11 protein-coding genes are annotated in these 16,131 nt (G+C 41.0%); 10 read left to right on the top strand and 1 reads right to left on the bottom strand.

What is annotated here, in order from left to right; all coding sequences use genetic code 11:
• Positions 1-419: 419 nt before the first annotated feature.
• Together MHB82_RS26870 and galU are read left to right on the top strand one after the other, a co-directional pair.
• Positions 420-3,281, top strand: a complete 2,862-nt coding sequence (locus MHB82_RS26870) for a DEAD/DEAH box helicase (RefSeq protein WP_445671274.1) — start codon at positions 420-422, stop codon at positions 3,279-3,281.
• A gap of 78 nt (positions 3,282-3,359) precedes the next feature.
• Positions 3,360-4,238 (top strand): UTP--glucose-1-phosphate uridylyltransferase GalU, encoded by an 879-nt coding sequence (galU, locus tag MHB82_RS26865; protein ID WP_341176703.1) that lies wholly within the window; start codon positions 3,360-3,362, stop codon positions 4,236-4,238.
• Between the two features lie 99 nt (positions 4,239-4,337).
• Here the strand turns inward: galU and MHB82_RS26860 are convergent, their stop codons facing one another.
• Positions 4,338-6,803 (bottom strand): O-antigen ligase family protein, encoded by a 2,466-nt coding sequence (locus tag MHB82_RS26860; protein ID WP_341176249.1) that lies wholly within the window; start codon positions 6,801-6,803, stop codon positions 4,338-4,340.
• A 159-nt stretch (positions 6,804-6,962) separates the two neighbouring features.
• Here MHB82_RS26860 and MHB82_RS26855 point away from each other — a divergent pair, with 159 nt between their 5' ends.
• Genes MHB82_RS26855 through MHB82_RS26820 form a run of 8 tightly spaced genes read left to right on the top strand, consistent with a single transcriptional unit; the run spans position 6,963 to position 16,127 of the window.
• Positions 6,963-8,246: a glycosyltransferase gene (locus tag MHB82_RS26855; protein WP_341176248.1), complete on the top strand. Its 1,284-nt coding sequence runs from the start codon at positions 6,963-6,965 to the stop codon at positions 8,244-8,246.
• A gap of 1 nt (position 8,247) precedes the next feature.
• Entirely contained in the window at positions 8,248-9,324 is a 1,077-nt protein-coding gene (locus tag MHB82_RS26850) for a mannose-1-phosphate guanylyltransferase (protein ID WP_341176247.1), read from the top strand.
• Between the two features lie 36 nt (positions 9,325-9,360).
• Complete coding sequence (gmd, locus tag MHB82_RS26845; RefSeq protein ID WP_341176246.1) at positions 9,361-10,329, top strand: GDP-mannose 4,6-dehydratase; 969 nt, start codon at positions 9,361-9,363, stop codon at positions 10,327-10,329.
• A gap of 33 nt (positions 10,330-10,362) precedes the next feature.
• Positions 10,363-11,319 (top strand): GDP-mannose 4,6-dehydratase, encoded by a 957-nt coding sequence (locus MHB82_RS26840; RefSeq protein ID WP_341176245.1) that lies wholly within the window; start codon positions 10,363-10,365, stop codon positions 11,317-11,319.
• Between the two features lie 13 nt (positions 11,320-11,332).
• Positions 11,333-12,109 (top strand): ABC transporter permease, encoded by a 777-nt coding sequence (locus tag MHB82_RS26835; protein WP_341176244.1) that lies wholly within the window; start codon positions 11,333-11,335, stop codon positions 12,107-12,109.
• A gap of 11 nt (positions 12,110-12,120) precedes the next feature.
• Positions 12,121-13,377, top strand: coding sequence for an ABC transporter ATP-binding protein (locus MHB82_RS26830; protein WP_341176243.1), 1,257 nt, complete (start codon positions 12,121-12,123; stop codon positions 13,375-13,377).
• Positions 13,377-14,915 (top strand): class I SAM-dependent methyltransferase, encoded by a 1,539-nt coding sequence (locus tag MHB82_RS26825; RefSeq protein ID WP_341176242.1) that lies wholly within the window; start codon positions 13,377-13,379, stop codon positions 14,913-14,915. Before MHB82_RS26830 ends, MHB82_RS26825 begins: the two co-directional genes overlap by 1 nt.
• A 12-nt stretch (positions 14,916-14,927) precedes the next feature.
• Entirely contained in the window at positions 14,928-16,127 is a 1,200-nt protein-coding gene (locus tag MHB82_RS26820; protein WP_341176241.1) for a glycosyltransferase family 4 protein, read from the top strand.
• The last annotated feature ends 4 nt before the right edge of the window (positions 16,128-16,131 follow it).

Genomic DNA, 16,131 nt, shown 5'->3' with positions numbered 1-16,131 from the left:
CCAGTACGAGTACAACATCTCATTCTTTTGCACAAAAGAATGGGTCTTCGGCTTTCGGGCTTAATTCCGTTGCTGATGTGGATCATCAACCGGTTGCCCATTTTGCCCAGGCAGGCCGCCCAAGTTCAGCCCCAGGCTGGGGACGTTCAGCAGACAAGCCTTCGTATCGCACAGCCGACCAGATTCTGTCCATCTTTGCCAAGGAACGCAGTCCCTTACATGCCGGTGAACGTAAATTTACAGCACCTGTCACCCGCTCATCGCTGCGGGAAGAGCTTCAGGTTCAGTTTATATGCAAGCTCGTTCAGGTTCACAAAGGGGGGGCCAAGCTCGCACTGGAGCTTAAGGTCGGAAGTAAGCGGCTATACGTGGTGCAAAAGGTGAAGCAATTCCTGAACTGCGTCGAAAAGGGCGAGCCGATGTCGTTCACCAAATTGTTTTTCTATGATCCTTCGATGCATTATTTCAGCCCTCAGGATCAGGAGATTCTATCGATGCTGATTCGTATGAGGCAGAGCGAGGAAGCGTATCGTGAATCCATCTCCGGTTATCTGGGTGCTTCGGATGGACGGGATATATTGATTGCGCCGCTGGTGTGGAAACCGCTGCTGGAATTGCTGCTCCATGCCGACAGCCGGATGGAAGGTACGGGACTTGCGAACGGACCGCTCACGTTGGGTGAAGGTGCACTGCCTCTGTTTTACCGGATTGCCCAGGGGGACAATGAGGGGTACCAGCTCGAGATCTCGGGTTTGCGTGAGTTGATTCTACTTCCGGCTTATGATGCTGCTGTGGTCGAAGGACAACTTCATATGCTGGAGCCGATGCAGATGCGCAGTCTGGAAGACTTGAGCAGAGCACTCACCTCCTATGGCATTAAGGAAAGCATCGATATTTCATCTCAGCAAGTTGATGAGTTTGTACAGCATGTGGTGCCGGAACTGCGTACACTTGGGCATCTGTCGATCGACTCCCAGGTACGTGAACGAATTGCCGAGCCGGAGCTTGCGCCGAAGCTCTACATTGATTTTTACCGGGAGCGGATCACTGCGCGTCTGGAGTTTGATTATGGTGTAATGGTGATTAACCCGCTGGCTGAGTATCTGATCGACGAAGAAGAGAAAAAGGTTATCCTGGTGCGTGATCGTCATGCCGAGCGGAATCTGATTGAGCGACTGGATCGTTCCTTCCTGGAACGTGAAGGCAGTGTGTGGGCGAGCGAGCGTGAAGATGCGATCTATGATGTGATGTATCATTTGGTGCCAGAATTGGAGAAACAGGTGGACATCTATGTCCCGAATGCAGTGAAGGCCTTGATGCAATCCTATCCGACACCTCCCAAAGTCCGGGCAGATCTCGGGAAAGGACTGGACTGGCTGGAGATTTCGTTTGAAATGGAAGGCGTGAACGAGCAGGAACTTCAAGAGATTATGCGCAGCATTGTGGAAAAGAAACCGTATTTCCGCTTGCGGAGCGGTGTCTTTCTTTCGCTTGAAAATGAAGGAGCTGACAGCTTCGCCCACATGGCGGACTCGCTGGGCATTGGAACGGGCGATATCAAAGGCAGCCACATTCGGCTGCCAGCCGTTCGAGCGTTACAGCTTCCGGGCCGGGATGAGGTTTCCGGTCATGTGAAGTGGGGAGGTTCGCTGAAGCGTTTCCTGGATGACCTTCGTGATCCTGAGCGGATGGATTTTGCATTGCCAAATGGACTCACTCCCGTGCTGCGGGATTATCAGGCCAGTGGATATCAGTGGCTGCGCACACTTGCCTTTTATCGTTTTGGCGGGATCCTGGCAGATGATATGGGACTTGGCAAAACGTTGCAAAGTATCGCGTATATCACGGCTGAACTAAGTGAGAACCCGATTTTAGACGGAGATATTGGAGGATCAGATCGTTACGGGAAAAATGGAATACTGCGAGAGGGTGCTTCAGAGGCCGCCTATTCAGGGATTGACCCTGCAACCGGATTGCCATGGGATGAGGCGTCTCTGGTGGGGCTAGAGGGTAATTTCGGTGCATCGGGAGCAACGCAGGATGGATTAACGATTAGAAGCCATGCGACCCATCCCCCTGTGCTTGTCGTCGCACCTGCTTCGTTGACCTACAACTGGGCGAATGAATTTGCGCGTTTTGCCCCGCATTTGCGAGTCTTGATCGCTGCAGGACAAAAGGAAGAGCGTGCCAACATGCTCGCAGACATGAATCAGGCGGATGTCATCGTAACGTCATATCCATTGCTGCGTCGAGATCTAGACATGTATTTGGGAAGAACATTCCATACGCTTATCCTGGACGAGGCTCAGGCGATCAAAAATTCTTCCTCCCAGACGGCTCAGGCCGTCAAGCAGATTCAAGCTCCGCGGCGCTTTGCGCTCACAGGGACGCCTGTAGAGAACTCGCTGGATGAGCTGTGGTCCATCTTCGAAGCGATATTCCCTGGTCTTTTCCCAAGCTATCGAAGATTCCGGGATCTGCCGCCTGAGCGCATTGCCCGGATGGTTCGTCCGTTCATTCTCCGCCGCCTGAAGAAGGACGTGCTGGAAGAGCTGCCGGATCGCATTGAGACGGTGCAGCGCTCTGAGTTAACTGTGGAGCAGAAGAAACTGTATGCCGCCTATCTCTCCCAGCTTCAGGATGAGACCTCCAAGGATATGGAAGAGAACGGTTTTCAGAAGAATCGGATCAAAATACTCGCAGGCATCACCCGTTTACGCCAGCTGTGCTGTCACCCGGCTCTGTTTGTGGAAGGGTACCAGGGAGACTCAGGCAAAATGGAGCAGCTGCTTGAAACGGTTCAGGATTGTCTCGCGGCAGGCAAGCGGATCCTGATCTTCTCCCAGTTTGCAAGTATGCTGAACTTGATCCGGCAGACGCTGGCTGCACAGGGAAGGGATCTGTTCTATCTGGATGGCCAAACACCGTCTCAGAGCCGCGTAGACATGTGCCGCAGATTCAACGAGGGGGAAGGCGAGCTATTCCTGATCTCAATGAAAGCTGGCGGTACTGGACTGAACTTAACCGGTGCAGATACCGTAATATTATATGATCTGTGGTGGAACCCCGCAGTCGAAGAACAAGCCATTGGCCGCGCCCATCGAATGGGGCAGAAGCAAGTCGTGCAGGTTATCCGTTTGATTACGGAAGGCACGATCGAAGAGAAGATACTGGAACTGCAGCAGCGGAAGAAGGATCTGATTGCCGAAGTGATTGAACCGGGAGATGGGGGATCAACGACATTATCCGAGCAGGATATTCGGGAGCTGTTGATGGTATAATGAAGTCCAATCACATTGGAGTTTGCCATCATTAAATATATTAAAATATAACTCTATCTAGCAAAGGAGTGGGTTCAGCTGCGAATCCGCAAAGCCATTATTCCAGCTGCCGGGCTGGGTACCCGGTTTCTGCCTGCAACCAAGGCCATGCCGAAGGAAATGCTGCCCATCGTTGACAAGCCGACAATTCAGTACATTATCGAAGAAGCGGTAGCTTCAGGTATTGAAGATATCATTATCGTTACTGGTAAAGGGAAGCGGGCCATCGAGGACCATTTCGATTATTCGTTTGAACTGGAACAGAATCTGGCAGGCAAACAGAAATGGGACTTGCTGAACGAAGTTCGCAAACCTTCGGATATGGCAGATATCCACTATATCCGGCAAAAAGAACCGAAGGGCCTCGGCCATGCCATCTGGTGCGCCCGCAAGTTTATTGGGAACGAACCGTTTGCTGTCCTTCTTGGGGATGACATCGTGGAATCCAAGCAACCTTGTTTGGGGCAAATGATGGAAGTCTATGATGAGCTGCAATCTCCAATTGTAGGGGTACAACCTGTTGACTGGGGCGAAGTATCCCGTTACGGAATTGTGGACGGAGAGGTTGTTTCTCCAACCGATGATCGTGTATTCCGTGCACGTCGTTTAATCGAGAAACCGAAGACAGAAGACGCACCTTCAAACCTAGCCATCATGGGACGTTATATTCTTACACCCGATATTTTCGATATTCTAGGTCGGCAGTCTGCCGGTGTCGGAGGAGAGATCCAGTTAACGGATGCCTTGTCCCGCTTGAACGACCAGCGGCAGATCCTCGCCTATCATTTTGATGGTTTACGTCATGACGTTGGGGAGAAGCTGGGCTTTATTGAGACGACCATTCATTATGCGCTTCAGCGCCCGGATCTTAGGGATGATTTGCTTGATTACTTGAAGAAGATCGTTTCGTCGAATTAGCTTGCTTCTAAAGGATTAGAGAAAAAAGGTTTGCCCATCTAGGGCAAACCTTTTTTAGTGTGAAATATTATTAATAGACTCACTAGGACACTTTTTTTGTTAGAAGTTCAGTTCAGCAATCTGTTTAATCTCGTCAGCTTCATTAGGTGCAACAGCAATGAGCTTATCATAGACCGCTTGATCTTGTTGTCCGTCTTTCGTCAGAGCCGCTAGATACCAACGAGCAATTTCACGGTTGGTAGCATCGCTCAAATCCTCTGCAATTCCACCCTTAAGAATTGTTACAGCTCCGGCAGAATCATTTGACATGTATTTCATTTTTCCTGCATTCAGAATCATTGTTGGAGTAAGCTCGAATGGGTTTCCTTGAAGCTGCCCTTCAGGGAGAGTCTTCAGATGTTCTACTCCATCAACAACATGTTGGTAAGCATCCAAACCCGAAGTGAAGTAGGATTCTTTCTTAGTCGTATCGCCTTGTCCTAGTGCCTGATATCCGAGATCAAACGAACGACTAATTAGCTGTTCATACCAATCCATATCCCAGATATAGTTGTTGGCATATTCTTTTTGGAGAGTATAGGCTTGGTCTGATTCACCCTTCAATTCGTATAGACCCATGAGTTGCTTAACCATGCCCTTATTAAATGGCTCTGCTTCAAGACCACGTTGGAGCAACTCTACAGAGAATGTATAGAACTGGTCATCTTGTGTCTGCTGATAGCCCTGTTGATAAAGGGAAGAAAGCATCAGCAACGAATCTGTATGTGTGCTGCGAATCGACAGATCTTTATCGAGTGGCGCTTTGATCTCCTGGAAGTCCTGACTAGTTTGAGCTACCTCTTTTGCCTCGTAAGCGTAATGGTTAGCTTGCAGGAAGCGAACAGATATAATGAGCAGGATGATTACAGCTACTCCAGCAATCGCGCTGTACATTCCACGTGCTGTGGAGTCACTAAGCTTTAATCGACGCATCGGCTTAGGATCCATTGCAGCAGCCATTCCACCGAGACCAAGGAAAACAAGAATTCCAATAAAAACATAACTCATATTGAAATCAAGGATACTCAGTACCAGAATGGACATGGACAGGATAAAGTACACAAAATGAGATTCGCGTTCTTCCTCACTCCTTTTGACATAGCTACGCACATATTGATAGAAAACAAAGAGTATAAATGCCATAAAAATAATAAATCCTACGATTCCAACCTCAACGAGGTACTGCATGAAGAAGTTGTGAGCTTGAGCGCTGACATAAGGATTGTTCTGATATTTTTCATACAAGGTGGTCCAAGCTCCACCCCCGGCACCTATGATTGGATAGTCCGCAAATAGTTTTGTGGCATCTTTATAAAACGTAATCCGTTCGAGCACACTGTGCTGTTGAAAATTGATGTTTTCAAGTCGTGTGCTAATGCTATCCGGCAAAACGTTCCGCACACTCGTACCAAGCAGAAGCACAGCAACAATGACTGTCAAAATAACAGACCCTAGAGGAATCCATAAACTGGAGCCCTTTCGAGCTGACCAGGATTGAAGCCCGTTCTCCAGTCGCGGTGCGATCCAACGCTGGATAACCCAACATACGAGAGCCACAATTATGGATGCAGCAATTAAATACAACCAACCTTTAACTGCAAGTGAGTTGGAAAATTGTTGTTGCAATTCAAGTCCTGCTGTATTTATTGGATTCAACACAACCAGTGTACCGATTGCAGCTATTCCACAATAGATAAACCACAGAATTTGCTTAGCAGGTTTCAACATCAATAGCAGAATAACAAATACAATAGGGAGCATTACAAGCCCGGTCCGAGAGAGTGTCAATAGTAGGGACAGAATGATCGGTACAAGCATGAATCCATGTAGTATTTGGGTGTAAACTTTTTTCGCGCGAATCATACTAAAAACGGTAATAAACAAGAAAGCCATCAAAAATGCGGCGTATGTATTAGGATACTGAAATACCGATGCAAGTCGTGGGCCGTTTGAGTCGTTCCAGATGGTTTGATTATAAACGCCATTCACAACTCCGGATGAGAACCACTCAACTAGCTTGCCCGTTAAACTAAAAGCACCAAACCAATTTAGCATTCCAAATCCGACAATTACATATGCAATTCCTATTAAGGAAGATTGTATGATATGATTGGTTTTGTTGTTTTTGAGCAGATACATAGTCATTACAAAGATCATGGCATAGATACATTGGATAAGGATCATGTTAACTGCCAAATACTTTGATGCTGCACTTACAAGTGAAAGTACGTAGGTAAGTGGAAGTAATATTACCGCAATCTTAAGCCAATCTTGCTGCGTTTCTAGTTTGATTTGCTTGAAAGAAGCAGCTGCCCAAATAACGAATAGGAGGGTTGAAATTGCAACTGCCCAATAAATGGGGCCCTCGTATTGGAGCAATTGTCCATTAAATAACGCAACTTGGAAAGAGGACCAGAGTAAAAATAAGATAAGTCCTATGGTCAGTGTCCATAGGAGCGATGATGCTGAGTCGATTGATCCTTTACTCGACGTCTTCTTTTGTTTACCGTATACTGGATTCGACAAGGTTTGAGTCTCCTTTTCTTGTAGATACGACAATATTTTAGCATAATAACTACTGGAAGAGCTACCAGATGTCATAAGAAACCTCTTGAGGTTAAAAGAGTTTTAGGGGTTAGAGAAAGGAAGTTTCCAAATGGTACTTAATACTGAAAGAGGATACACATGAGTTTGAAGTCATTTACCTCAAAACAGATTTATAAGGTTGCGGTCATTTTAAAACCACTAGGGGTAGCGCTTTTTCCTTTTTCATATAGGCAAAGAATTAAACAATTTTTGCTAAAAAAAGCATTTCCTATTAGTGCTAAAAAGGATACTAAGCTAGGTAATTGTTTGGATGGTGTCAATCTCATAGGATACGCTAGAGCTGAAATGGGCATTGGAGAATCTTGTAGGATAGCAGCCAGAAGTTTAGATGCAACAGAGCTTTCGTTTGGCATAATTAATTTTACGGGGACCAATTCCGCTAGAATGAATGATTTGACATGGCTTCATAAAGAAATATCGGAGCCTAATTTTAACCTTAATATTTTTCATATTAACGCTGAACAAATGATGGAGGTTTATGCGCATTATGGTAACTCAATATTTAAGGATCGATACAATATTGGGTATTGGCATTGGGAGCTCCCTGACTTTCCAGATGAGTGGAAAGAGAGCTTTAGTCTCGTAGATGAAATTTGGGTTCCATCTACTTTTATTGCAGACTCTATCTCTATAAAAAGCCCTGTCCCGGTAGTTAAAATTCCTCATAGTATTAAGGTTGAAATTACAGATGAAAGGGATCGTGGTTACTTTAAATTACCTGAGAACTCATTCCTCTTTTTATCAATGTATGATTTAAAGAGTTACCAGGAAAGGAAGAATCCTCAGGCTTCTATTAGGGCGTTCCAAAAAGCTTTTAAACCACATGATTTTAATGTTGGTTTAGTTATTAAGGTAAATGGTGGGCGAAGTGGTAATTATGAACTAAAGGAGCTTCATCAACTTATTGGTGAATATCAAAATATATATTTGATAAATGAAACATTATCCCGCAATGATATCAATGCGTTACTCGGTGTAGTGGATAGCTTTGTATCGTTACATCGGAGTGAAGGGTTTGGGTTAGGCTTAGCTGAAGCTATGTATATGGGCAAACCCGTGATTGCAACGGGGTGGTCTTCAAATATTGATTTCATGAATAAAAGTAACTCTTGTTTAGTGGATTATGAATTAATCCAACTTAAACAGGATTATGGGCCCTACAAATCGTATCAATATTGGGCTGATCCAGACATTGAGCAAGCAAGTCAGTTTATGTGTAGATTATGTAATGACAAAATCTACTATGGAGAAATCTCGTTCGAGGGTGAACAGTTTGTAAAAAGGAATCTCTCTCCTCAGGTTGTAGGGGCTTTAATCCAAAAGAGACTAGACTATATTTCGCTATGGAAATTTGGAGGTTGAAATGACAATTACATGTGTAATAATGGCAGGAGGTAAAGGGGAACGCTTCTGGCCCAAAAGTCGAACTAATCTGCCTAAGCAATTTTTGAACATATCTGGGAACAAATCAATGATTCAACAGTCTATTTCTCGTTTGGAGAAGCTTGTTGAAATTAGTCAGGTTTTTATTGTGACTAATGAGCTGTACGCTGAATTGATTAAAGCTCAAATTCCACATTTGCCACATCAGAATATTATTATAGAGCCAGTAGGACGGAATACAGCTCCTTGTATTGGATTGGCATCATTAATTATTGAAGAGCGTTTTCCCGATAGCACAATGATTGTAATTCCTTCTGATCATATCATTGAGAATGAAGAAGGGTTTATTAATATATTGAAAACTGGTGTTGAGGTTGCTCAAGATAATAGCAATTTGGTTACGTTAGGCATTCAACCGACATACCCCGAAACTGGCTATGGATACATAGAAAGTGTTGGTCAACCACGTATAATAAATGATTTGAATGTTCACAAAGTTAATAAATTTGTCGAAAAACCAGATTTAACCACAGCGCAGGCATATTTGGAATCGGGAAATTTTCTTTGGAATAGTGGGATATTTGTCTGGAAGACATCTACAATCAGGGGGTACATCAAAGAACTTATGCCTGAATTGGATGATGTTCTTGAAACTATGAAAAGTGCTTTTAAATCCAAAGATCGTGATGCAATAATACGGTCAGAGTTTTTAAAAATGCCTGATCAGTCAATCGATTATGGGATAATGGAGAAAGTCAATAACATTTATGTTATTCCATGTGTATTTGGTTGGGATGATGTCGGAAGCTGGACAGCTTTGGAACGGATCAATGATCTTGACGAGAATGGTAATGTTATCAAAGGAAATATTCTAAATTTGGATACGAAACGTTGCATAATAGAGAGCAATGGTAAACTCATAGCAACTTTAGGCATTGAAGATTTAATTATCGTTGATACTGAAGATGTAACGTTAATCTGTACCAAAGAAAAGGCCCAGGAAGTTAAGTTGTTGCTAAAAGAACTGCGCATGCAGAAACTAGAGCAATATCTATAACTACAATTCAAATTTATTTAAAGGGGAACTACTAAAATGACAAAACATGCATTAATCACAGGAATTACAGGACAAGACGGTTCATATTTGGCAGAACTTTTGCTTTCAAAAGGTTATAAAGTTTTTGGCTTGCGTCGGAGAACGAGTGTACCCATTCTAGAGAACATTGAACATTTGAAAAATGATATTGAATTTATTGACGGAGATCTTCTTGATTTGGGTTCTCTTATTAATGCTGTGCGCATCTCTAATCCAGATGAAGTCTACAATTTAGCAGCTCAATCATTCGTTGCAACTTCTTGGATTCAACCTGTAGCAACAGGAGAAGCAACGGGCATTGGTGTAACTAATATGCTTGAAGCTGTGAGATTAACGAAACCTGAAGCTAGATTTTATCAAGCTTCCAGTAGTGAAATGTTTGGTAAAGTAGTAGAAACACCTCAAAAGGAAACGACACCTTTTTACCCAAGGAGTCCTTATGGGGTTGCTAAAGTATACGGTCACTGGATTACGGTAAACTATAGAGAAAGCTATAATATGTATGCTTGTTCAGGAATCTTGTTTAATCATGAGTCGCCACGCCGAGGTATTGAGTTTGTAACCCGTAAGGTGACAGATGCGGTAGCAAGAATCAAACTTGGCTTACAGAATGAATTACGTATGGGCAACCTAGATGCTAAAAGAGATTGGGGATTCGCTGGTGACTACGTAAAGGCTATGTGGTTGATGCTACAGCAAGATGAAGCAGATGATTATGTAATATCTACTGGCGAAACTCATACCATTGAAGAACTTGTTGAGATTGCTTTCAGTCACGTTGGACTGAATTGGAGAGATTATGTTGTAGTTGATCAAAAATTTGTGAGACCGGCTGAAGTTGACCTGTTACTTGGAGATTGCACGAAAGCAAAAGAACAGTTAGGTTGGGAGCTTGAGGTAGGATTTGAGCAGCTTGTTAAGATGATGGTGGATAGTGATCTTGAAAAGTCCTCCAAACTAAGATAGTTACCGAAATATTTATTTTAAAGGAGCTTACTAATGAAGGCTTTGATAACAGGAGTAACAGGTTTTGTTGGGCAACATTTGGCAAGCTACTTAAAGATTAGAGGATATCAGGTTTGGGGAACAACACGAAATAACTCTGGGGAAGTAAATAATATTGATGGTGTAAATCAAGTACATGTTGATTTTGATAACATTACCAGTATTGTAGACATGCTGAATTTTATACAACCAGATCATATTTATCATCTTGCAGGGCAAAGCTCTGTCCTGGAATCTTGGTCTGATAAAGTTGGTACTTTTAATAGTAACATAAGTCTTACAATGAATCTTTTAGAGGCTATAGTACAATGTGAAATCAAAGAAAAAGTTAGTGTTCTAACAGTTGGATCTTCAGAAGAGTATGGTGGTTTTGACACCGGAAATAATCCTGTTTCGGAAAATACCCCCTTAAAGCCTATATCTCCTTACGGAATATCTAAGGCTACGGTTAGTATGTTGGTGAGACACTATCATACCGTCTACAACTTAAAAATTATTCACACTAGACCCTTTAATCACATAGGGCCTGGGCAACGCTTGGGCTTTGTAGTCTCTGATTTCTCTAATCAAATTGCTCAGATAGAAAAAGGGAAAAAAAGGAAGGTAATATCTGTAGGTAACCTTAGCGCACAGAGAGACTTTACCGATGTCCGTGATATAGTTAAAGCATATTATTTTCTCTTAAATGAAAAAGTAGACTCAGCTTGGGGGGAGAGTGTTAATGTGTGTTCTGGTAAGGCAACATCTATACAGAGCATATTAGAAACTCTTCTCTCTCTAGCTGATTGTTCCATTGAGGTTACTATCGATAGTAATAAAATGAGACCTGTAGACATTCCGGTGTTTATGGGGGATAACACTAAATTAATAGATTTAACGGGATGGAAGCCAATCATTAGTTTGGAACAAACGCTTAGTGATGTTTTAAAATTTTATAGAGATAAAAGTTAAGGTGAGAAACCAGATGATAAATGACTGGATTGATATTTATAAATATAGGGAATTTCTAAAAAACTCTGTTTCGAAGGATCTGAGAACACGTTACAGAGGATCGATATTTGGTTTTTTGTGGACGTTCCTGAATCCTTTATTGATGCTTGTAGTTTATTCTGTTCTCTTTTCCATTGTAGTTAGAATGCAAGTGGACAACTATCCTTTGTTTTTATTTAGTACTTTGCTTTCTTGGAATTTCTTTTCAAGTTCCATTTTAAGTGGTTCATCAATTGTTGTAGGATCAGGGAGTTTGATTAAGAAGATTTACTTTCCGCATGAAATTTTACCGATTTCTATAGTTATGGGGGGCTTGGTTAACTATATTTATGGATTGGTTATCCTGATTCCAGCTCTTTGCCTATACGGATATTATCCAAATATAAACTATATATATATACCTTTAATTCTGTTAATACAGGTCGTATTAACACTTGCTATCACATTCTTAGTATCTTCATTAACTGTGTTCTTTAGGGACTTAGAACATATGCTTGTTATAATAGTGAATGCACTATTCTATTTGTCGGGAGTGTTATTTCCGCTTACGACAGTACCAGAAGAGGCCAGATGGCTGTTTTATTACAATCCTATTGCAATGTTAATGAACTCATACCGTGATGTATTCTACTACAATCAGATGCCTAATATGATCTCTCTGTCGATAATAGGGGTTTTTTCTTTAATGTCACTTATAGTTGCACAACGTATTTTTGCAAAACTGAAGTTTAGATTTATTGAGGAAATATAGAGGTGGATATGATGTCTAATATAGCAATTAGGGTTTCAGATGTCTCAAAGAAATTTAAAATATTTGAGGATAAACCTGCAACTCTAAAGGACCGTATTATTTACAGGAGCAAGGGGGTTTTTCAAGAGAAATGGGTGTTACGGGATATCTCGTTTGAGGTATCGCATGGGAAAATGATTGGTCTAATTGGGCGGAATGGCTCAGGGAAAAGCACATTGCTAAAGATTCTTACTCGAATTTTGCAGCCGGATCAAGGAAAAGTAGAAATTGTAGGGCGTGTCTCCAGCTTACTTGAGTTGGGGGCAGGCTTTCATATGGATTTTACTGGACGTGAGAATATTTATATGAATGCGTCCATTTTTGGTTTGTCACGAAAAGAAATCGATGGTAAGATCGACGAAATTATCCGTTTTGCAGAACTGGGTCAGTTTATTGAAAATCCTGTTAGAACATATTCTTCTGGTATGTATATGAGACTCGCCTTCTCTATTGCAGTGCATGTTGATCCGGACATTTTACTAATCGATGAAATACTGGCTGTGGGAGACAATGCTTTTCAAAAAAAATGTATTAGTCGAATAGAAAGTTTTAAAAGTCAAGGGAAAACTATTGTTTTTGTTTCTCATGATAATGGAGTTATGGAAAGATTGTGTGATGAGCTGTACTGGATACATGATTCATGCTTAATTGAGCATGGAGAACCTCGGAAAGTGATACGGAATTATATGGACTTCTTGAACGAGAGTGAAGAAAAACGTTTAACGGAAGAATCTGTAGTAGCAGCGGTTCCTAATGAGGATGCTGAAACAAAAGAAACTGCAACAGATGACAAACGTTGGGGGAATAAGTTAGCTGAGATCACTGGGGTCAAGATGGTAGATGCTGCTGGAGAAGAAAAGCATTTTTTTGAAAAAGGTAATTTGGTTACTATTCTTATTAATTATGTAGCTTCTAAGGATAAGATCGATAAACCCGTCTTCGGAATTGGGATTTATAAAATGGATGGGTACTGTTGTTATGGTACTAATACTCACATTGATAACGAGAAGATTAAATTGGAGAATACAGGTAGTATAGAAGTGGCTATCGAAAACCTTAACCTGGTTGCTGGAGAATATTATTTGGACGTTGCTTGCCATCATGAGAATGGAACACCATATGACTATATCACTAGAGCGCTTATATTTAATGTTAAGTCTTACGAAGAAGAGATAGGTGTAGCCTATTTGCCGCATCAGTGGTTCCATAAAGGAGGCCAAGATAATTAATGAGTAACAAATTTATGAATACCGAAGAATTGATGGAGCATTTGAAGAAACAAATTGTTCAGTACTCTAATGGTGAAGAGATTGCGTTTGAAAATAATTCTAATGCACGAACAACAACTGATGATTTAGATTTAACACTGCTTAAACAAGAGGTCGAAAGAAATAATCTATTATGGAATGTGAGTGCTGAACGACCAATTACATCACATCGCAAAAAGTCAGGTAAATTTATTGTCTTTGGTAAAAAAATTGTTCGAAAGTTTCTTAGATGGTATATAGAAACTCCTTTTAAAGCCCAAGCAGAGTTTAATGGTTCAGTAACACGATCTCTTAACGAAGCGACCAATTTATTGGTGGTAGCAAAGAATACTATTGACCAGTTAATGGCCTCACACCATGACTTGCTAAATAAAGTGAACTTAATAGAGGGAACCCTTGGTGAACAAAATAATAATATTCTAAGCTATAAAAATGAAATGCATACTGGTTCTGAATATTTGAATACTAAATATGAAAATTTGAAGAGTGAATTTCAATATTTAAAGAACGATTTAGAGCGTTTGTCTGATAACGGGGAAACGTTTAGCGATATAAATCAGAAGATAAAAACTATTCAAGTTGAACTTGATAATGTTGGTGTTACAGTATATGAACAAAAGGACGCTCTGAAAAATTTTGTTTTTCCAAAACTTGATGAGATTAATGGAAGAATTCATTACAATGAGCAGCAACTTAGGTCAGAGTTGAATTTTATAAACTATAGAATTAGGAAAACTATAAAAGGAAGTTTGAGTGTTGAGGAAATTTCTTCTATGGATTCTGACTCAAATCTGAAACAGACCGAAACCCTGATGGAAGAAACACAGTTTGACTACCTTCTTTTTGAAAACAGGTTTAGAGGGACAAACGAGGACATCCGAAACAGACAGATGAAATACTTGCCTTATTTCGAAAATAAACAAAATGTTCTGGATATAGGTTGTGGACGGGGCGAATTTTTAGAACTGTTGTTAAGCAATAATATATCTGTCAAAGGCATTGATATTACTGATGAAATGGTAGAATATTGTCAAGACTTGGGGTTGCCAGTAGTGAATCAAGAAGCTATTAACTATCTTCAACTACAGAAAGATAATTCAATTGGAGGTATCTTCCTTGGACAGGTGATAGAACATATCCCTTTCGATAGTATTATTAAGCTTGTTGAATTAGCTTGGAAAAAGCTAATGCCAGGATCCTATTTAATTATGGAGACACCAAATCCTCAGACACTTGCTATCTTTAATCGCTCATTCTATATGGATCCTACACATGTTAAACCGGTGCATCCGCTTACTGTTCAATTTTTGACTGAATCTGTAGGGTTCAGAGAGTCACATATCGTATATTCTGGGCGAGTTGAAAAGGAAATGGCAATGCCACATGTCAAGGCTTCTGAAGATGTTATTCTCAATTTAGAAGAGATTAATAACTCAATTGACAGATTAAATGATCTTTTGTTCGGAGATCAAGATTACGCTCTAATAGCGCGAAAATAGAGGGCTGGTACTATGAAAATTGGAATAGTTAAACCGGATTATAAAATTAATGGTGGGTTTGAAGTAGTCATCAATCATATAAGGGAAGAATTAGAGAGAGCTGGGCACCAGGTAGATATCGTATATGTGGACGCGACCGAGAGCAGTATTAAAAATATTCCATTTTCTGTAGGATTATCTGATTATAAACAGAACACGGAATTCTTCAATTACATTAATTATTTTTGGGGATATTTGAGAATGGATCTATCTAATTACGATGCTATTATCAGCACACAGCCCCCATCCTTTGCTATTCAGCACCCTAAACATATAGCACTCTTCTATCACCATAGTAAAATACATTACGACCTTTCTGATCTTATTCAAGAGGTTGGCTTAGATAAACCTTTTCATAAAAAAGCTCAAGAAGTGATTAGAATAATTGACTCAATAAGTCTTTCAAAGGTATCCACTATTTTAGCAGGAAGCAAAACCATAAAAAACAGGATTGCTAAGTATAATAACTTGAGTAAAAATGTAGATTTGTTTTATGCTGGTATTGATAACGAGATTTATAATTATAATGGGGAAATCTCATATCAAGCTCCTATAGTAGTTGGAAGACATGAGTTTCCAAAACGTCCAGAGCTATTCGTGAAGGCCATGAAAAAAATACCGACGATACGTGGTAGAATTATAGGTGAGGGTGGACGGACAAACGACCTAAAGAAAATCGATCAACTCCTAACATACGCTACTAACCACAAGATTGAAGTCTCTGATGATATCGTTTGGAAAAAACTTTCAAATGGATTTTTTCAAAAGGAACAATTAGAGACTTTTAATAAAGCTCAAAAATCCAATTTGAAATCCAATATTGTTTTTACAGGAAGAATATCAAAGCAGGAGTTGTTTAGAGAATATGCAAATGCGTTATGTGTAGTCTGTCCTGCGTATGAAGAAGATTATGGATTAACCGCGATTGAAGCCATGTCCTTTAGAAAACCTGTTATTGCATGTACTGATGGCGGTGGATATGCTGAATTAATTAAAGATGGTGTGAACGGATTCCTCGTAGAACCTAGTTCTGAAGCTCTTGCTGAAGCAATAAATAAACTGGCAAGCAACCCTGATTTGGCTAAACAAATGGGTGCTAACGCTTATGAAACAAGCAGATTCTACTCTTGGAATAATGCGATGAAAACGATATTGGAAACAATTATAAAATAGGAGG

The organism is Paenibacillus sp. FSL K6-2862 (assembly GCF_038005125.1).
Lineage (GTDB): Bacteria > Bacillota > Bacilli > Paenibacillales > Paenibacillaceae > Paenibacillus > Paenibacillus illinoisensis_A.
The sequence above is the reverse complement of the archived record's forward strand: the minus strand, read 5'-3'. Positions and strand labels throughout refer to the sequence as shown.